At 74.4% G+C, this 18949-nt stretch carries 16 protein-coding genes; 8 read left to right on the top strand and 8 right to left on the bottom strand.

Annotation, left to right across the window (positions count from 1 at the left end):
- Positions 1–9 precede the first annotated feature (9 nt).
- Together ABZ807_RS07835 and ABZ807_RS07830 are read right to left on the bottom strand one after the other, a co-directional pair.
- The gene (locus ABZ807_RS07835; protein ID WP_357154075.1) at positions 10–552 is read right to left on the bottom strand and encodes a phosphatase PAP2 family protein; all 543 of its coding nucleotides are present in this window, start codon (positions 550–552) and stop codon (positions 10–12) included.
- Between the two features lie 169 nt (positions 553–721).
- Positions 722–1465, bottom strand: a complete 744-nt coding sequence (locus tag ABZ807_RS07830; protein ID WP_357154074.1) for a hypothetical protein — start codon at positions 1463–1465, stop codon at positions 722–724.
- 492 nt (positions 1466–1957) lie between these two features.
- Here ABZ807_RS07830 and pdhA point away from each other — a divergent pair, with 492 nt between their 5' ends.
- The 6 genes from pdhA to ABZ807_RS07800 all read left to right on the top strand — a co-directional run bounded on the left by pdhA (position 1958) and on the right by ABZ807_RS07800 (position 11149).
- Positions 1958–3136: a pyruvate dehydrogenase (acetyl-transferring) E1 component subunit alpha gene (pdhA, locus tag ABZ807_RS07825; RefSeq protein ID WP_357154072.1), complete on the top strand. Its 1179-nt coding sequence runs from the start codon at positions 1958–1960 to the stop codon at positions 3134–3136.
- A complete protein-coding gene (locus tag ABZ807_RS07820) occupies positions 3136–4125 on the top strand; it encodes an alpha-ketoacid dehydrogenase subunit beta (protein ID WP_357154070.1) in 990 nt (329 codons plus the stop codon). Before pdhA ends, ABZ807_RS07820 begins: the two co-directional genes overlap by 1 nt.
- A 5-nt stretch (positions 4126–4130) precedes the next feature.
- Positions 4131–5609, top strand: coding sequence for a dihydrolipoamide acetyltransferase family protein (locus tag ABZ807_RS07815; protein WP_357154210.1), 1479 nt, complete (start codon positions 4131–4133; stop codon positions 5607–5609).
- Positions 5610–5827: 218 nt separating this feature from the next.
- Positions 5828–5965, top strand: a complete 138-nt coding sequence (locus tag ABZ807_RS07810) for a hypothetical protein (RefSeq protein WP_357154068.1) — start codon at positions 5828–5830, stop codon at positions 5963–5965.
- A gap of 350 nt (positions 5966–6315) precedes the next feature.
- Positions 6316–9198, top strand: a complete 2883-nt coding sequence (locus ABZ807_RS07805) for a hypothetical protein (protein ID WP_357154066.1) — start codon at positions 6316–6318, stop codon at positions 9196–9198.
- Between the two features lie 118 nt (positions 9199–9316).
- Complete coding sequence (locus ABZ807_RS07800) at positions 9317–11149, top strand: NHL domain-containing thioredoxin family protein (RefSeq protein WP_357154064.1); 1833 nt, start codon at positions 9317–9319, stop codon at positions 11147–11149.
- An 86-nt stretch (positions 11150–11235) separates the two neighbouring features.
- Here ABZ807_RS07800 and ABZ807_RS07795 read toward each other — a convergent pair whose 3' ends face one another.
- Genes ABZ807_RS07795 through ABZ807_RS07785 form a run of 3 tightly spaced genes read right to left on the bottom strand, consistent with a single transcriptional unit; the run spans position 11236 to position 13425 of the window.
- The gene (locus ABZ807_RS07795; RefSeq protein ID WP_357154062.1) at positions 11236–11985 is read right to left on the bottom strand and encodes a 5-oxoprolinase subunit PxpA; all 750 of its coding nucleotides are present in this window, start codon (positions 11983–11985) and stop codon (positions 11236–11238) included.
- The gene (locus ABZ807_RS07790; protein ID WP_357154060.1) at positions 11969–12817 is read right to left on the bottom strand and encodes a biotin-dependent carboxyltransferase family protein; all 849 of its coding nucleotides are present in this window, start codon (positions 12815–12817) and stop codon (positions 11969–11971) included. Before ABZ807_RS07790 ends, ABZ807_RS07795 begins: the two co-directional genes overlap by 17 nt.
- Positions 12814–13425 (bottom strand): allophanate hydrolase subunit 1, encoded by a 612-nt coding sequence (locus tag ABZ807_RS07785; protein WP_357154058.1) that lies wholly within the window; start codon positions 13423–13425, stop codon positions 12814–12816. Before ABZ807_RS07785 ends, ABZ807_RS07790 begins: the two co-directional genes overlap by 4 nt.
- 107 nt (positions 13426–13532) lie before the next feature.
- On the opposite strand from ABZ807_RS07785, the gene ABZ807_RS07780 reads away from it, so the two are divergent.
- Both ABZ807_RS07780 and ABZ807_RS07775 read left to right on the top strand, forming a co-directional pair.
- The gene (locus ABZ807_RS07780; protein WP_357154056.1) at positions 13533–14210 is read left to right on the top strand and encodes a hemolysin III family protein; all 678 of its coding nucleotides are present in this window, start codon (positions 13533–13535) and stop codon (positions 14208–14210) included.
- A 318-nt stretch (positions 14211–14528) separates the two neighbouring features.
- The gene (locus ABZ807_RS07775) at positions 14529–15068 is read left to right on the top strand and encodes a histidine phosphatase family protein (protein WP_357154054.1); all 540 of its coding nucleotides are present in this window, start codon (positions 14529–14531) and stop codon (positions 15066–15068) included.
- Between the two features lie 90 nt (positions 15069–15158).
- Here the strand turns inward: ABZ807_RS07775 and ABZ807_RS07770 are convergent, their stop codons facing one another.
- The 3 genes from ABZ807_RS07770 to ABZ807_RS07760 all read right to left on the bottom strand — a co-directional run bounded on the left by ABZ807_RS07770 (position 15159) and on the right by ABZ807_RS07760 (position 18949).
- Positions 15159–15428 (bottom strand): DUF6458 family protein, encoded by a 270-nt coding sequence (locus ABZ807_RS07770; protein ID WP_067300694.1) that lies wholly within the window; start codon positions 15426–15428, stop codon positions 15159–15161.
- A gap of 377 nt (positions 15429–15805) precedes the next feature.
- Complete coding sequence (locus ABZ807_RS07765; RefSeq protein ID WP_357154052.1) at positions 15806–17662, bottom strand: acyl-CoA dehydrogenase; 1857 nt, start codon at positions 17660–17662, stop codon at positions 15806–15808.
- A 159-nt stretch (positions 17663–17821) separates the two neighbouring features.
- A complete protein-coding gene (locus ABZ807_RS07760) occupies positions 17822–18949 on the bottom strand; it encodes a PP2C family protein-serine/threonine phosphatase (protein ID WP_357154050.1) in 1128 nt (375 codons plus the stop codon).

Here is an 18949-nt window from a genome sequence, read left to right as displayed (position 1 = left end):
ACGCCGCGCTCAGACGAGCGCGGCGTAGACCAGGCCGGCGATCAGACCGCCGACCACGCCCCCGGCGATCACCTGCCCGACGGTGTGGTCCCGCAGCCGGACCCGGGACCAGCCGGCCAGGGCCGGCAGCGGCGCGGCGGCCAGCATCCGGGGGCCGAAGGTCAACGCCAGCACCACCACCGCGCCGGCCGCCACCGCGGTATGGATCGACATCTTCCACCAGTGGCTGACGGTCACCGCCACCACCAGGCCGACCACCCCGGCCGCGATCAGGGCGAGCACCGGCCGGGGGGCGCCGAGCGCCGCGAGCAGCGCCAGGCCGGCGGTGGCGGAGGCCAGGCCGAAGAGAAGGGGTACGCGTCGCTGCTCGCGGACGCCCACGTGGTGGTCGGTGAGGCGTCCGCGCCGCACCCCGCCGAGGATGTACGCGAACGGGATGCCGGTGGCGAAGACCGTGGCGAGCAGCGCCCAGCCCAGCCCGTGCGCGCCGCCGGCGCCGTGCCAGCCGAGCACCACGGTCAGCGGGGTGACCAGCACGGCGGGGGCGGTCACCTCGGTGACCAGCCGAGCCAGCCGGGTCAGGGGTCCGGGTGGTACGACGACCGGGCGGAGCCCACCGTCGTCACCGCCCCCGTCGATCCCGCTCAGCGCCCCGTCCCCGATCCGTCCCGTCCGGCCCCGCCCCGGGCCGGGGTGCGCCGGCGGCGGGCGTTCGGCCCGGTCAGCTGGCGTCGCCCGTCACCGTACCGCCCGGGTCGGGGGCGTCGTGGCTGGTCGGCCCGGGCGTCGGGGCCACGGTCACGGTCGGCCCGGGCGTCGGCTCGGGTGAACCGGTGGGCTCGGCGGTGGCCGTGGGTTCCGCGCTGACGGTGGGCGTCGGGCCCGGCGGCGTGGAGTAGGTGCTGCTCGGCTCGGCGGTCGGGGTGGGTCGCGGGGTCGGCGAGCAGGTCGGCGTGGGACGGGGTGTGGTGGTCGGCGCGGCCGTCCGGCCCGGCACGGGCGGGGTGGTGCGGGCGGGTGGGGGCGGCGGCAGCGGACGCCGGGCCGAGCCGGGACCGGACGCGACCGGTGGCGTCGGCGCGGCCACGGGCAGCGGGGACAGCGGCGGGCCGAGCGAGATCAGGCTGACCGCGCCGGGACCCGGCGCGGGGGTGGTGGCCAGCGGCAGCGCCGGCTGGCCGGTGGCGGGCGGCGGGACCACCACCGGGCCGTCGGAGGGGGTGGGCAGGAACGGGGTGCTGCCGTCGGGGAGCGCGCCGCTGCCGACGGTGGCCGAGCCGGCGCTGAACGCGGCGAGGATCGGCATGGACGCCGTCCCGGCGAGCAGGGCGACGGTGAACAGGTAGCCACGGCCGGGGCCGACCGACCCGAGGGCCCGGTGCGCGCCGATCATCCGGCGGTAGCCGCCACCGCCCCGGTGTTGGCCGAGCATGGGAGCGGGGGGACCGTCACCTGACTCGGACACGCACACTCCCTCGTCGTCGACCGCGGGCTCACCACGCCGGCGGGCTTCCCGAACGGACATGCGGCCCTGAACTCCCAGCCGGCAGCCAGGCCAGCTTGACCCAGTGACGCTCAGTTCACCAACGACCACAGCGTGTCGACACACACGTTTTCCGTCGGCGTGAATCTTCCAAGCGACAAATACGCTGATTCGTCGTGAAGGAGACGGAACGGCACCGGCGCGGAGGCCGTGCTGTGGGGGTGCTCACCTCCTCTGCCATCATTCAGGCACGACGGCAACGCAGCCGGCCTCCGCGCACCCCGCGGCAGGCGCGGTTCGGCGCCGGCGCTCCCGAACCGGGTTCCTCCCCGAATCCGGCTCACCGCCGCGCGGCAACCCTCACCTGGGCTAGGCGCGGCCGCCAGGAACCAGCCCGGCACCGGCCGGGCCGGCGCACGAGTTGCGCGGACGGGCCACCCCCGGCGCCGACGCAGACACGACAGGGAGAGACGGATGGCAAAGGGCGACCCCGGGGTCACCAGCCGCGGCCGGCGGGCCGCACCCCGGTCCAAGCGCACCGCTGCGGCGGGCGAGCCGGAACTCGTACAGCTGCTCACCCCGACCGGTGAGCGGATCGACAGCGCGACCGGCCCGGACGGGACGGAGTACCGCGTCGACTTCACCGACGAGGAATACCGCGGGCTCTACCGCGACCTCGTGCTGGTCCGCAAGCTCGACGCCGAGGCCACCGCGTTGCAGCGCCAGGGCGAGCTGGGCCTCTGGGCCAGCCTGCTCGGCCAGGAGGCCGCACAGGTCGGCTCCGGGCGCGCGCTGCGTACCCAGGACATGGCCTTCCCGACCTACCGGGAGCACGGCGTCCTCTACTGCCGGGGCATCGACCCGATCATGCCGCTCGGCCTGTTCCGCGGCGTCGACCAGGGCGGCTGGGACCCGAACGAGTTCAAGTTCAACATGTACACGATCGTGATCGGGGCGCAGACCCTGCACGCGACCGGGTACGCCATGGGCGTCGCCATGGACGGCAAGACCGGCACCGAGGACGGCGAGGCGGTGATCGCCTACTTCGGCGACGGCGCCACCAGCCAGGGCGACGTCAACGAGGCGTTCGTCTGGGCCAGCGTCTTCACCGCGCCGCTGGTCTTCTTCTGCCAGAACAACCAGTACGCCATCTCCGAGCCGCTGGAGCGGCAGACCCGCGTCCCGCTCTACCAGCGCGCGGGCGGCTTCGGCTTCCCCGGGGTCCGGGTGGACGGCAACGACGTGCTCGCGTCGTACGCGGTGACCCGGCACGCGCTGGACAACGCCCGGCTCGGCCAGGGCCCCAGCCTGATCGAGGCGTACACCTATCGGATGGGGGCGCACACCACCTCCGACGACCCGACCCGGTACCGGGTCGCCAGCGAGGTCGAGGCCTGGCAGGCCAAGGACCCGATCGCCCGGATGAAGGCGTTCCTGACCAACCAGCAGATCGCCGACGCGGACTTCTTCGCCTCGGTCGACGAGCAGGCCCGCACCGAGTCGGTGCACCTGCGCGAGCGGGTGCTCGCCATGCCCAACCCGGAGCCGGTGTCGATGTTCGACCACGTCTACCCCACCGGGTCCCCCGAGCTCGACGAGCAGCGGGCGCAGTTCAGCAAGTACATGGAGTCGTTCGAGGGGAGCGCCCACTGATGGCCACGGAGACGCTCACCCTCGGCAAGGCCCTCAACACCGGTCTGCGCAGGGCCCTGGAGAACGACCCGAAGGTCGTCATCATGGGCGAGGACGTCGGCAAGCTCGGCGGCGTCTTCCGGATCACCGACGGGCTCCAGAAGGACTTCGGCGACCAGCGGGTGATCGACACCCCGCTGGCCGAGTCCGGCATCATCGGCACCGCGGTCGGCCTGGCCATCCGCGGCTTCCGCCCGGTCTGCGAGATCCAGTTCGACGGCTTCGTCTACCCCGCGTACGACCAGATCGTGTCGCAGGTGGCGAAGATGCACTACCGCTCGCAGGGCAAGGTCCGGATTCCGATGGTCATCCGGATCCCCTACGGCGGCGGCATCGGCGCGGTCGAGCACCACTCCGAGTCGCCGGAGGCGTACTTCGCCCACACCGCCGGCCTGAAGGTGGTGACCTGCGCCAACCCGCAGGACGCGTACTCGATGATCCAGCAGGCGATCGCCTCGGACGACCCGATCGTCTTCCTGGAGCCCAAGCGGCGCTACTGGGAGAAGGGCCCGGTCGAGCTGGACGTCCCGCTCGCGGACGCGTACCCGCTGCACTCCGCCCGGGTTGCCCGGGCCGGCACCGACGCCACCGTGCTGGCGTACGGCCCGATGGTGCGGACCTGCCTGGACGCGGCCACCGCCGCCGCCGAGGACGGCCGGGAGCTGGAGGTCATCGACCTGCGCTCGCTCTCCCCGCTGGACCTGACCGCCGCGTACGAGTCGGTGCGACGCACCGGCCGCTGCGTGGTCGTCCACGAGGCCCCGGGCAACCTGGGCCTGGGCTCGGAGATCGCCGCCCGGATCACCGAGGAGTGCTTCTACTCCCTGGAGTCCCCGGTGCTGCGCGTCACCGGCTTCGACACCCCCTACCCGGCCAGCCGGGTGGAGGAGGAGTACCTGCCCGACCTCGACCGGGTGCTCGACGCCGTCGACCGCACCTTCGGCTGGTGAGCGGCATGTCACGGATCAAGGAGTTCAACCTCCCCGACCTGGGCGAGGGCCTGACCGAGGGCGAGATCCTCGCCTGGCTGGTCAAGGTGGGCGACGTGATCGAGCTGAACCAGCCGATCGTCGAGGTGGAGACGGCCAAGGCGGCCGTCGAGATCCCGGCGAAGTGGGCTGGCCAGGTGCAGGCGATCTTCCACCCGGAGGGGAGCACGGTCGAGGTCGGCACGCCGATCATCGCGATCGACACCGACCCGGGCGCGGGGCCGATCGAGCAGTCGACCACGGGTGCGCCGGCGTCGGCGCTGCCCGCCCCGTCGGCGGCCTCGCTGGCCGCGGTCGAGGTGGCCCCGGCCGAGGGCGCGGTCGAACCCGGCCTGATCGGCGGCCCCGCCCCGGGTGGGCGTACCGCGGTGCTGGTCGGCTACGGCCCGCGCACCACGGCGGCGAAGCGGCGGCCGCGCAAGGGCGCCGTCTCCGCGCCGGCCCAGGCCACGCCGGCCCAGGCCACCCCAGCCCAGACCCCGGCCCCGGCCCCGGTTGTGCCCGCGCCGGTGTCGCCGGCCCTGACGGGGAACGGCAACGGGCGGGCCGGCGGGCTGGTGCTGGCCAAGCCGCCGGTGCGCAAGCTCGCCAGGGACCTCGGCGTCGACCTGTCCACGCTGACCGGCTCGGGCCCGCTGGGCTCGATCACCCGTGAGGACGTACAGCGGGCGGCGAGCGCGGCCCCGGCGGCGGCCGAGCCGCTGACGGTGGCGACCCAGGCCACGGCGGCCGCGAGCTTCGGCGCGGACCGCGAGCAGCGCATTCCGGTCAAGGGGGTACGCAAGCTCACCGCCGAGAACATGTCCCGGTCGGCGTTCACCGCCCCGCACGTGACGGAGTTCCTCACCGTCGACGTGACCCGGGCGATGAAGGCGCTGGACCGGCTCCGCGGCCGGCGGGAGTGGCGCGACGTGCGGGTCTCGCCGCTGCTGCTGGTCGCCAAGGCGGTGCTGCTGGCGGTCAAGCGCCACCCGATGGTCAACTCGACCTGGGCCGGCGACGAGATCGTGGTCAAGGACTACGTCAACCTCGGCATCGCGGCGGCCACCGAGCGTGGCCTGATCGTGCCGAACATCAAGGACGCCGGCCGGCTGTCGCTGCGCGAGCTGGCGGACGCGATGACCGGCCTGGTGCAGACGGCGAAGGCCGGCCGCACCTCCCCGGCGGACATGTCCGGCGGCACGTTGACGATCACCAACGTCGGGGTGTTCGGGGTGGACACCGGTACGCCGATCCTGCCCCCGGGCGAGTCGGCGATCCTGGCCTTCGGCGCGGTCCGCGAGATGCCCTGGGTGCACAAGGGCAAGGTGAAGCCGCGGCAGGTCACCACGCTGGGCCTGTCGTTCGACCACCGGATCATCGACGGTGAGCTCGGCTCGAAGTTCCTCCGCGACATCGGGGACTTCCTGGCGGACCCGGAGGCGGCGTTGCTCGCCTGGACCTGACCGTCCACGACACCAGCCACGGCCGGTGTGCCCAGGGTGAACGCCCGGCACACCGGCCGTTGCCATTGCACGAATAAAAACTCAGTTCCAGCCGTGGTTGACCTACGAATCTTAGGCGGGTGTCTCAGCTCACCTAATAATCGATGGAAGTTGGCGGCGTCGTGCGCTTAAATAGAGACACCAGGGGCTGACAACCGAATAGCCGGAGGAGAGACACCATGAGCATGATCGAGCGCATCCGCACCCGCCGCGACGCCAACCGCCGCGCCCGCGCGATCGAGCACGCGCTTCGTTCCGCCAACTCGCCCGCGGTGCGCGAGGAGATCCTCGCGATCGCCCAGCGTCACATCAGCTGACGCGGCACAGACTTTCCTCACCTCCTCCAGATCGATGACCCGCCCGGGCACCCGGGCGGGTCATCGGCGTTACCGGGCCGCTGAGACCGGGATTCCACCTCGACCGGACGCCCGGTACGGTGGGGCACGGTCGCCACGCGCCGACCCGGGACGAGATCGAGCGAAATGAAAGCCGATCGCCACCGTCCGGCGACGCGGAGTGACGGCCGGTGCTCCCCGGATGCCCCGCGCGGTCACCGGATACGGTGCGGGGGAGCCCGCACGGCCGATCCGCCGGCGACACCGGCGAAGCCCGCCGCCCGGACCCGGACGGCATCGGCGGCCGACATGTGATGGAGGAGGCGCAGCCAATGACGTCCGAGGGCCAGCACCGCCCCGGCCAGGAGCCGGACCAGGTGCCGCCGGGCGCCGGTGGACCGGCGCCGTACGGCGACCGACAGATGCAGCAGGACGCCGGGTACGGCGAGCCCGCCGCCCCGGACCTGGGCTGGGCGCCACCACCACCCGCCGGCCGACCGGACCAGTCCGCCCCGGCCTGGGCCGCGCCGCAGGACCAGCCCCCGGCGTGGGGCGCCGCGCAACTGCCGCAGCAGGGCGAGCCGGCGCAGACCGGCCAGTGGGCCCCGCCGGCCACCCCGCCGCAGCCCGCCTGGGCCGCCCAGTCCGAGCAGCCCGCCGCCTGGGCCGCCGCCGCCGTTCCCGGCCAGCCCGCCGGGCCGGGCGAGCCGGCGCAGCCCGCCTGGGCGCAGCCCGAGCAGGCCGCCCCGGCGTGGTCGCCGCCCGAGTCCGGAGCCCGCGGCACCGCCTGGGTGCCGCAGCCGGCCGGGCAGCCGCAGGATGCCTGGTCCACCCCGGCCGACCCGGCCAGCTCGGGTGGGTGGAACGCCGGCGCCGGGCAGCAGGACCAGGCCGCCAACGGCTGGGCCGCCGCGCCGCAGCACGACGAGCCCGCCCACTCCGGCGGGTGGACCACCGCCGCCCAGGACGACCCGGCCCAGTCGGGCGGGTGGAACGCCGGCGGGCAGCAGGAGCAGGCCAACGGCTGGGGTGCCGAGGCGGCGTCGCAACAGGACGATCCCGCCCGCTCCGGCGGCTGGACCGCGGCGTCCCACCAGGACGACGCCCCCCGCTCCGCCGGACGCGCCTCCGTGCCCGTTCCGCAGCAGCCGGAACCGGCCGCGCCCGCCTGGGGCCAGCCCGAGAACGGTGCGCGCGCTGCCGTCCGGGTGCCGCAGGCCGGCACTCCAGCGCCCGACGCGTGGTCCACTGAGGACGACGCCGCGCGCTCCGGCGGCTGGAACGCCCAGCCGGCCCAGGACGACCCCGCCCGCTCCGGCGGGTGGCGCACCGCGCCGCAGGAGGACGACCGGTCGCCGCAGCCCTGGGACGCCGCCGCCGCGCAGACGCCGGCCCGCTGGGACGCCCGCGAGGAGCAGCAGTCCGGCGACGGCTGGGGCGGGGCCGCCCCGGCCCGGGACGACCAGCGGTCGGGCCGGGACTGGCCCGCCGCCGAGGAGCCGGCGCGTACCGGCTCCTGGGGCGGGGCCGCCGTGCCCGGGCAGGACGACCGGCCCGAGGTGGGCGGCTGGACGCCGCCCGAGCAGCCGGCCCGGGCGACCGCATCGGTCGCGGTCCCGGACGGCCCGCCGGCCTGGGGAGCAAACGCCGAGAACCCCCCGCAGTGGGCCGGCGCCGACCGTCCGGCCGTGCCGGACGCCGAGCCGTGGGCGGCCGAGGAGGCCTGGGGCCGTGCTGAGGCCGAGCCCGCGCAGCGGTCGACCGGGGACGCCTGGGAGCCGAAGCGCGCCGACGAAACCCCGATCTACCAGCCGGGGCCGGCCCCCGGCATCTCGCCGGCCAACGCGGTGCCCCTGCCGCCGCAGGAGCAGCGGGTGCCGGGCGCCAGCCTGGCCGCCACGCCGCCGGCCGACTACATCCCGCCGGCCCAGTTCGGCGGGGCCGCCGACCAGTCGGCCTTCGAGCCAGCCGGCCGGGAGGGCGGGCCGCGGGCGTACGAGCCGGAACGGTCGGGCTGGGGTCCGGCCGAGGAGTCGCAGTCTCCGGCCGGACCGGTGGTGCCCGGGCCGCGTACCTCGCCGGAGGCCGACGGGGCTGGGCGCGCCGCCGTGCCGGTGGCCGGCGGCGCGGAGGCCGGTGCCGCCGGTCGGGCGTCGGCGAGCGCGTCGGTGCCGCTGGCCAGCCGGGTGATGCCCCCGACCGACCAGGCTGTGCCGCCGGGAGGCACGGGTGCATCGCAGCCCCGGGTGTACGGCCGGCCGGCCCGCCCGGAGCAGGTGGACGAGCCGGTCGAGGAGTACGACGGCCAGCAGGCCGAGCACGACTCGCCGCCGCGCTTCGACGACCAGCAGCGCTTTGACGACCAGCAGCGCTTCGACGACCAGGACCGGCGGCGCTTCGACGAGCCGGACCGGCCGTCCGGCTTCGGTGCCGAGGCCCCCCCGTCCGCCCCGCCCACCTCGCCCGCCGAGCCGCCGGCGTTCCCGGGCGCCATCCCGGCCTTCGCCGAGCCGGCCAGCAACAACCGGCCGATGAACGGGACCCGCCCGCACGGCCCGGCCGACCGCCCGGCGGAGCCGTTCGGCGGGCCGGCCGCCGGCGGTCCGCCCGCCGGGGCGGTCCCCGGGTACGGCCACCCGGCCCACGATCCGGCCCACGGCGGCACCCCGTCGCCGTTCCCGCCGGCCGGGCAGCCATTCCCGCCAGCCGGGCAGCCATTCCCACCCGCGGGGCAGCCGTTCCCGCCAGCCGGGCAGCCGTTCCCACCCGCGGGGCAGCCGTTCCCGCCAGCCGGGCAGCCTGACCCGGGAGCCTGGCACCAGGAGCCGGAGCAGGAGCAGGGACGCTTCGACGCGTACAAGCCGGACGCGGAGCCGAAGGCCGAGCAGCCGGTGCCGAAGATCCGCAACGGCCGGGTGCTGGCCATGGTGCTGATCGCGGCGGTGCTGATCCTCGCCATTCCGCTCGGCCTGCTCAGCCTGCTCGGCAAGGTCGGCGCCGACGACGAGCCGGCCCCGTTCAACCCGGCCGTCGGCTCCTGCGTCAAGCAGTCGGGCAACGGCGCGAGCGCGGCGGACTGCGGCGAGCAGGGCGCGTTCACGGTGGTCGCCAAGGTCGACGCGAAGGACAAGTGCACCGACCCGACCCAGCCGCACGTCGTGCTGCCGGGCAGCGGCGCCGACCGGGTGCTCTGCCTCAAGCGGGCCGCCAAGTAGCACCTTCCGACGGCGGGGCCACGGTGATCCGTGGCCCCGCCGTCGTACCCGCCCGGTGTGATCGACCGCGCTCGGGGGCACGGCCGGCCGGCGGCCCGGCGTCCGGCAGACTGGGGTGATGAGCGCACGCGTACGGGCCCCTGAGCTGCGCGGTCGGGGCTGGCTGAACACCGGTGGGCGGGAGCTGAAGCTCGCCGACCTCCGAGGCCGCATCACCGTGTTGGATTTCTGGACCTTCTGCTGCATCAACTGCCTGCACGTGCTCGACGAGTTGCGCCCGTTGGAGGAGAAGTACGCCGACGTGCTCGTCGTGATCGGCGTGCACTCGCCCAAGTTCGAGCACGAGAAGGACCCGGACGCGCTGGCCGCCGCCGTCGAGCGGTACGGGGTGCACCACCCGGTGCTGGACGACCCCGAGCTGGACATGTGGGGGCAGTACGCGGCGAAGGCCTGGCCGACCCTGGCCGTGGTCGACCCGGAGGGGTACGTGGTGGCCACCATGGCCGGCGAGGGCCACGCCGAGGGGCTGGCCCGACTCGTCGACGACCTGGTCGCCACGCACACGGCGAAGGGCACCCTGCACCGGGGCGACGGCCCGTACGTCCCGCCGGCGGAGCCGGAGACCACGTTGCGCTTCCCCGGCAAGGCGGTGGTGCTCGACGGTGGCAACCTGCTGGTCTCCGACTCGGCGCGGCACTCCCTGGCGGAACTGGCCCCCGACGGCGAGAAGCTGGTCCGCCGGATCGGCTCCGGCGAGCGGGGCCGGGCCGACGGGCCGGCGGGCACGGCCAGCTTCGCCGAGCCGCAGGGGCTGTGCCTGCTCCCCGCGCACGCCGCCGAGGTGGCCGGCTACGACCTGGTCGTCGCGGACACCGTCAACCACCTGCTGCGCGGCGTACGGCTGGCGACCGGCGACGTGGTGACGGTCGCCGGCACGGGCCGGCAGTGGCGTTCCTCGGTCGACGACCACGCACACGACGCGCGCTCGGTCGACCTCTCCTCCCCCTGGGACCTGGCCTGGTACGACGACCGGGTCGTCATCGCGATGGCCGGCATCCACCAGCTCTGGTGGTTCGACCCGGTCAAGCGGACCACCGGCATGTACGCCGGCACCACGGTGGAGGCGCTGCGCGACGGCCCGCTGGCCGAGGCGTGGATGGCGCAGCCCTCGGGGCTCTCCGTCTCGACTGACGGCAGCCGGCTCTGGGTCGCCGACAGTGAGACCAGCGCGATCCGGTACGTCGAGAACGGCGTCATGGGCACGGCCGTCGGGCAGGGGCTCTTCGACTTCGGCCACGTGGACGGCCCGGCCGACCGGGCGCTGCTCCAGCATCCGCTCGGGGTGTGCGCGCTGCCGGACGGCTCGGTGCTGATCGCCGACACCTACAACGGCGCGGTCCGTCGCTTCGACCCGGAGACCGACCGGGTCTCCACGGTGGCCGACGGCCTCGCCGAGCCGAGCGACCTGGCGCTCACCGCCGAGGGCGACGTGCTGGTGGTCGAGTCCGCGGCGCATCGGCTGACCCGGCTGGCGCCGGGCGCGCTCTCCGCCGCCGGCGCGAGCACGGTGGACGGGCCCCGGCACCGCACCGAGCGGAAGCCGACGGACCTCGCGGCCGGCGAGGTGACCCTGGACGTGATCTTCACACCGGCGCCGGGCCAGAAGCTGGACGAGACGTACGGCCCGTCGACCCGCCTGGTGGTCTCGGCGTCGCCGCCGGAGCTGCTGAGGGAGGGGGCCGGCACCACCACCGAGCTGTCCCGCCGGCTGGTGGTGGACGGTGCGGTGGGCCAGGGTGTGCTCCAGGTGACGGCCCAGGCCGCGACCTGCGACGCGGACGCCGAGCACGCCGCCTGCCACCTGACCCGGCAGGACTGGGGCGTACCGGTGCGGGTGGTCGACGGCGGCGCGGCGCGGCTGCCGCTGGTGTTACGCGGCCTGGACGCCTGACCGGGCGGGGCGGCCCGGCGGCCCGCTCCGGCGCTCATCGGAGCGTGCCGGACCCGACCGGGGTGTTTCGTACCCGGGACGCGATGTCAGACGAAGGGTTTCGGGGTGACGCCCGCGTCAAGCAGCGCGGCCCGCACCAGCGCCGCCGACGCGACCGCGCCCGGGGTGTCGCCGTGCAGGCAGATCGAGCCGACCGGGCACGGGATGACGCTGCCGTCGATCGCGACGACCGTCTGCTCGGTGGCCATCCGCACCGCCCGGGCGGCCACCTCCTCCGGGTCGGTGACCAGCGCGCCGAGTGCGGTGCGCGGCACCAGGGAGCCGTTGGGCAGGTAACCCCGATCGGCGAAGCCCTCGGCGACCACCCGCAGGCCGGCGCCGACCGCGAGCTGGGCGAGCTTCGAACCGGGCGCGCAGAGGACCGGCAGCTGGTCGTCGTACCCGCTGACGGCGGAGACCAGGGCGGCGGCCTGCGACTCCTCGACGGCCGCCGCGTGGTAGAGCGCGCCGTGCGGCTTGAGGTAGCGGACCTGGGTGCGGAACAGCTGGCAGAACGCGTCCAGGGCGCCGAGCTGGTAGGTGACCTCGTCGCGCAGCTCCGTGAAGGAGTATTCGATGCGCCGGCGGCCGAAGCCGGCGAGGTCGCGATAGCCGACCTGGGCGCCGACGGCCACGCCGCGCTCGGCCGCCGCGCCGCAGACCCGCCGCATGGTCGACGGGTCACCGCCGTGGAAGCCGCAGGCGACGTTGGCCGAGGTGATCAGGTCCAGCAGCGCGTCGTCGTCGCCGAGCCGCCAGATGCCGAATCCCTCGCCGAGGTCAGCGTTGAGGTCCATGGAACCTCACCGTAGTCCCTGGCCGGGCTTGCGCGAGCGCGGTCACGTCGTCCACCACCCCGATGACGGGGTACCCGCCGGTGGTGGGGTGGTCGGCCAGGAAGACCAACGGCTGGCCGCCCGCCGGCACCTGCACCGCGCCGAGCACGACGCCCTCGCTGGGCAGTTCCCCGGCCACCGCACGGGGCAGCGGCGCGCCGGCCAGTCGCGCGCCGACCCGGTCGCCCACCGGACTGATCGTGTAGGGGGAGTTGAGAAGCCGGTCGAGCGCGGCCGGGGTGAACCAGTCGGCGCGCGGCCCGGGCCGCAGCGTCAGCCGCAGCTCGCCGGCCGGCGGCCGGCCCACGGTGACGTCCACCGGCGCCGGCGGTCCGGGCCACGGGCCGAGCGGGAGCCGGTCGCCGCCGCGTACCGGGGGTGGGCCGAGGCCGGAGAGGGTGTCGGTGGCGCGGCTGCCGAGCACCGGCTCGACCGCGATCCCGCCGCTGACCGCGAGCCAGTTGCGCAACCCGTCCCGGGGCGATCCGATCCGCAGCACCGCGCCGGCCGGTACCGAGAGCGGCCGGCCCACGTCGCCGGGGCGCGGGCCGACCCGGACGTCCGCGTCGGCCCCGGTGACAGCGACCGTGACTGCCGTGGTCAGCCGCAGCTCGCAGCCGGTCAGGGTGATCTCCAGGCCGGCGGCGGAGGGCGGGTTGCCCACCAGGCGGTTGGCCAGGGCCAGCGCCGCCGGGTCGAGCGCCCCCGACCGGGGTACGCCGAGATGCGCGTACCCGGGTCGGCCGAGGTCCTGGACGGTGGTGAGGGGGCCGGCGCGGCGTACCTCGATCATGCCGCCACCAGCCGGACCCGGGTGCCCGGGGTGAGCCGGGCCGGTGGGTCGGCGTGCACGTCGAACAGGGTCAGGTCGGTGCGCCCGACCAGCAGCCACCCGCCCGGCGAGGCGGTCGGGTAGATCCCCGCGTACGGCCCGGCGAGCGCCACCGACCCGGCCGGCACCCGGGTACGCGGGCTGGGCAGCCGGGGCACGGCCCACTCCGGCGGCAGCCCGGCCAGGTACGCGAACCCGGGCGCGAACCCGCAGAACGCGACCCGGAACCCGGTGTTCCGCAGCCGCCGCACCACCTCGGGCACGCCCACGCCCCAGTGGCGGGCGACGACGGGCAGGTCCTTCCCGTCGTACACGGTGGGGACCTCGACCTGGGCGGCGGCGGCCGTCGGAGCGGCCGCTCGGGGCGTCCAACCGGCGATCCGGGCCGCGGCGGCCGCCGCGTCCGGTACGCCGTCGAGCAGGACTGTCGCCGCGGCCGGGACGATCTCGACGGCGCTCAGCTCGCCGGTGTCGCGGCGGCGCCACAGCTCGGCCCGCCACGCCTCCACCTGGCCGGGGTCGTCACAGTCCAGCAGGAGGGCGTGCCGGCCGACGGGTCGGATCCGCATCCCGCCATACTCCCCGATCGATCCGTAGGCCAGGGCCGGTGGGACTGACAAGACAGTGACCGGCGGCACTACCTGCAAGTAACCTACGGTGCCGTAACCTGTATGCCGTGACCACCTCCGCACCGCTCCGGCTCAAGCCGGTCGACATCGGGAAGCCCCGGATGCGCGGCTGGCTGCACACCTACGCGTTCTTCGTCGCGCTCGTCTGCGGCATCGTCCTCTGCGCCGTCGCGGCCACCCGCCCGGGCTGGGCGCCCCTGGTGAGCTGCCTGATCTACAGCCTGACCGTCTGCGGGCTCTTCGGCACCAGCGCCCTCTACCACCGTCGGGTGTGGTCGGAGCGGGGCTACCAGGTCATGCGCCGGCTGGACCATTCGATGATCTTCGTGTTCATCGCCGGCACCTACACGCCGCTCTGCGCGCTGCTGCTCGACCAACGGATGGCCACCATCATGCTCAGCCTGGTGTGGGGCGGGGCGCTGGCCGGCGTGGCACTGAAGCTGGTCTGGCCGCACGCGCCCCGCTGGGTCTCCGCGCCGCTCTACCTGGCGCTCGGCTGGGTCTCGGTGGTGATGCTGCCGCAGATCCTGCACGAGGGCGGGTTGACCGCGCTGGTCCTGCTCGCGGTCGGCGGCGCGATCTACAGCGTCGGAGCGGTCTTCTACGCGCTGCGCCGGCCGAACCCGTGGCCCACCGTCTTCGGCCACCACGAGTTCTTCCACGCCTGCACCCTGCTCGCGGCGATCTGCCACCACATCGCCATCTACTTCGCGCTCTTCGCCTGAGCCCGGTGAGCCCGCCGGTCCGGTTCCCCGTCTGCCCCGGCCGGACATGATGCGGGGCCCCGCGCCGTTGCGGGGCCCCGACGTCCGCGCATACTGATCAGGCCGGGTAACCGGGGCGGCGCACCTCGCGGTACTCCTCCCGCACCACCCGGTCGTCCTGCACCGGCACGACCCGGTCGGCCACCACCCGGTCCTCGCGTACCGGCGTGGCCACCACCGTACGGCGGCGGCTGTTCCAGAAGTAGAGGGTGGTGAGCAGCCCGGCGAGGCCGGCGACTTACCCAGGCGCTCCGATCGTCAATCAGGCAAGCTGTGCGCATGACCGACGGCAGAGCCGAGGAACGGACACTGGTGCTGCTCCGGCACGCCAAGGCCGAACAACCCGCCGGGGACGCCCCGGACGTCGAACGCCGGTTGACCGCGCGCGGGCACGCCGACGCGGCCGCCGCCGGAGCCTGGCTGGCCCGGCACGGCCTGCTGCCCGAGGTGGTGCTCTGCTCGGCGTCCCGGCGTACCCGCCAGACCTGGCACGACGTGGCGATGGGCATGACGGGCTCCCCGCCGGAAGGAGGGCCGACGGGGTCGTCACCCGTGGTGCGCTACGAGGCGACCGCGTACGAGGCACACCCGCAGGAACTGCTCGCCCTGGTCCGGGCGGCCGAGCCGGCGGCCCGTACGGTGCTGCTGATCGCCCACAATCCCGGCATCTCGCTGCTGGCGGCGCTGCTCGACCCGGAACGGGCTGATCCCGAGGGGCTGCGCACCACCGAGGCGGTGGTGCACCGGACCGCGACGCCCTGGGCGGAGCTGGCACCGGGCGGCGCGGGGATCGTGGACCGGCACACCGCCCGGGGCTGACCCCACCCCTGGGCGATGAGCCGGGCCTGCCGCCCCGTGCTCCCCCGCGCCCCGGGCCGCGCGGCGGCTTCCTGGCGCGGGAGGGACGGATCAGGACGGCGGTGCGGTGGGCGGCGGCGGGTCGGGCGGCGGCGGCATCATCGCGGTCGGATGGGACAGCCGGTTCTCCTCCACGATCAGCGTGCGAGCCCGCTTGCGCCGGTCCTGCCAGAACCAGAGCGTGGTGAGCAGGACGGCCAGTCCGGCCAGGATGAACACCCAGCCGACCGCGCGCAGGTCGATCCACCAGACGTTGGCCCGGATGGCGAAGGTCATGATCGCGCCCAGCGCGATGAGAAAGATTCCACTACCAATGCCCATGTGCGCTGCACTCCCCCGTGCGGTGGCCTCTGGGCGTGCCCTGACGTGGTCCGCGACGGTTACCCGTCAACCGGGCCCCCTACCGATCCGTGCCCCGCGAATCCCGCCCCGGCCCGACCCGTTGCTGCCCCCCGCCCCCGGTTGCGGCGGGTCGCGGTATCCGGCGCCGCGGACACCGCGACATGCCGCAAACCGTGCACGGCAAGCTGGGCGGACACCGCGACACGCCGCAAACCGCGCACGGCAAGGACCGCGGAGACCGCGACACGCCGCGAGCCGGGTTGGGCAAGCGGATCGGGGGAGGACGGCGGCGGCCGGCGAGCATGTACTCGCCGGCCGCCGTCAGGGTCGAACCGGGCTGATCACCCCGGAGGGGATCAGAACGCCTCCTCCGGGAGGTCCATGATCTCCAGGTCGGCGCCCTCGATGATCCGCCGGTCGGCGCCGATACGAGGCAGCACCTCGCGGGCGAAGAACCGGGCGGCGGCCACCTTGCCGGTGTAGAACGCCCGGTCAGCGGCGGAGACCTCGCCGGCCAGGGCGCGCAGGGCCACATCCGCCTGCTTCTGGAGCAGCCAGCCGACGACCAGGTCGCCGATGGCCAGCAGGAAGCGACGGCTGCTCAGGCCGACCTTGTACAGGCTCCGGGCGTCGCCGCCCTGCGCCTCGCCGAGCCAGCCGGTCATCACGCCGAGGATGCTCTGGATCTCGGCGAGCGCCTTGCCCAGCGCCTGCCGCTCCTCCTTGAGCTGGCCGTTGCCGGCCTCGGAGGTGATGAACTCCTGGATCTCGCCGGCGACCGCCAGCAGAGCCTTGCCGTTGTCCCGGACGATCTTCCGGAAGATCAGGTCGAGGCTCTGGATCGCGGTGGTGCCCTCGTACAGGGTGTCGATCTTGGCGTCCCGGACGTACTGCTCCAGGGGGTAGTCCTGGAGGAAGCCGGAGCCGCCGAAGGTCTGCAGCGCCTCGTGGCCCAGCAGCTCGTACGCCCGTTCCGAGCCGACGCCCTTGACCAGCGGGAGGAGCAGGTCGTTGACCCGCTTGGCCAGCTTGGTGGCCTTCTCGTCACCGGCCGCCTCGGCGATGGCGACCTTGTCCTGCCAGCTGGCGGTGTAGCAGACCAGCGCGCGCAGGCCCTCGGCGTACGACTTCTGCAGCAGCAGCGAGCGACGCACGTCCGGGTGGTGGGTGATGGTCACCCGCGGAGCGGTCTTGTCGGCCTGCTGGATGAGGTCGGCGCCCTGCACCCGGTTCTTGGCGTACTCCAGGGCGTTCAGGTAGCCGGTGGAGAGGGTGGCGATCGCCTTGGTGCCGACCATCATCCGGGCGTACTCGATGATCATGAACATCTGCCGGATGCCGTCGTGCTTGTCGCCCAGCAGCCAGCCCTTGGCCGGCACGCCGTGCTCGCCAAAGGTCACCTCGCAGGTGTTGGAGACCTTCAGGCCCATCTTGTGCTCGACGTTGGTGGCGAAGGCGCCGTTGCGCTCGCCCAGCTCGCCGGTGTTCTCGTCGAAGTGGTACTTCGGCACCACGAAGAGCGACAGGCCCTTGGTGCCCGGGCCGCCGACGCCCTCGACGCCGACCGGACGGGCCAGCACGTAGTGGACGATGTTGTCGCTCAGGTCGTGCTCACCGGAGGTGATGAAGCGCTTGACGCCCTCGATGTGCCAGGAGCCGTCCGGCTGCGGGATCGCGCGGGCCCGACCGGCGCCCACGTCCGAGCCGGCGTCCGGCTCGGTGAGCACCATGGTGGAGCCCCACTGCCTGTCGATGAAGATGCGCGCCCACTTCTTCTGCTGCTCGGTGCCCTCGACGTGCAGCACGTGGGCGAACGACGGGCCGGAGGAGTACATCCAGATCGGGGCGTTGGCGCCGAGCACCATCTCGGCGAGCGACCACCAGAGGGCGCGCGGGGCGTTGGTGCCGCCCAGGGCCTCGGGGAGGTCCAGCCGCCAGAACTCGGAGTCCATGAACGCCTGGTAGGACTTCTTGAACGACTCCGGCAGCGGCGCGGTGTGCGTGGCCGGGTCGAAGACCGGCGGGTTGCGGTCGCTGTCCGTGTAGCTGGCCGCGAGGTCCTCGCGGGCCAGGCGGTCGACCTCGGAGAGGAAGCTGCGGGCGGTGTCGACGTCCAGGTCCGTGTACGGCTCCTGGCCGAACGTCCGGTCCGCCCCGAAGACCTCGAACAGGTTGAACTCGAGGTCCCGAAGATTGCTCTTGTAGTGGGTCATGCTCGCTGGCCCCGCTTCCGGACAGGTATTACCGATCAGTAACCACGACTGTATTACTCACCAGTAGCCAGCGACAAGCCGATCTCGGAAGTGACGGCGATTACACACCTGTGGTTCAGCTCTCGTTCGGGCCGCGGGAGGGCGCGCCGGGCGGGCTGATCAGGCCTCGGCCGCACCGACCTCCCAGCTCGGCACGGGCACGGTCGCGCCGCTGCTCGGGCCCGTGTACTCCATCAGGACCAGGGCGATGTCGTCGTCCAGCCGACTGTGCACCCACTCCACCAGCGCGGTCTCCAGCGAGGCGAGCCCGTCGCCGACCGTGCCGTGCCCGAGCAGCCGCCAGGCCCGGTCCGCGGTCGGGAAGAACTCCCCGTCCCGGCGCGCCTCACCCAGCCCGTCGGTGAAGAGCAGCAGCCGGTCGCCGGGCTCCAGCCGTTCCACCCGGGGCCGGACCACCGGCATGAAGCCCAGCGGCGGGGCGGGCGCGGGCGGCTCCAGCGGGATCACCGCGCCCCGGCGCAGCAGCAGCGGCGCCGGGTGGCCGCAGTTGACGATGGTCAGCGTGCCGCCGCGCTCCTCCACCACCGCCGCCGTGACGAAGTCCTCGTCACCCACGTTGCGGGCCACCGCCCGGTCCAGGTCGGCCACCACGGCGCGCAGATCGGCCCGCTCGTACGCGACGTGCCGGTACGACCCCAGCACGATGCTCGCCAGCCGGACCGCGTCCAGCCCCTTGCCCCGGACGTCCCCGATGATCATCCGCACGCCGTACGGGGTGTCGATCGCCTCGTAGAGGTCGCCGCCGATCTCGGCGGTGGCCGTCGAGGAAATGTATCGGGCGGCCACTGCGAGGGTGCCCACCTGCGGGCCGAGCGGCCGCAGCACCGCCTGCTGGGCGACCGACGCCAGTTTGGACAGCTCGGCGATCTGCTCGGCCTGGCGCTGCCGCAGCGCGGCCACCGCCGCCGCGACCCCGCTGGCGAAGGCGATCCCGGCGAGGTTGACCGCGGTGACCAGCGACGCGGTGGGCTCGGCCAGCGCGAAGCTGGCCCCGAGCACCACGGCGACCAGCCCGATCCCGAGCACCACCTGCCAGGAGGCGAACGCCGCGGCAAGAAGGGGGGCGGCCATCATCAGCGCGACGTAGTGCGCCTCCCGGCCGTCGGCCAACTCCACCGCCGAGATGATCGCGAGCAGGCCGAGGGCCGCGCCGACGCCGGCGCGGGATCCGGGACTCAGCGGGCCGCGGCCCGACTGGAAGGCATGCGTTCGTACGAGGGACAGCAT

The sequence above is a fragment of the Micromonospora sp. NPDC047548 genome, assembly GCF_040642975.1.
In the GTDB taxonomy this organism is placed as follows: domain Bacteria; phylum Actinomycetota; class Actinomycetes; order Mycobacteriales; family Micromonosporaceae; genus Micromonospora.
The sequence above is the reverse complement of the archived record's forward strand: the minus strand, read 5'-3'. Positions and strand labels throughout refer to the sequence as shown.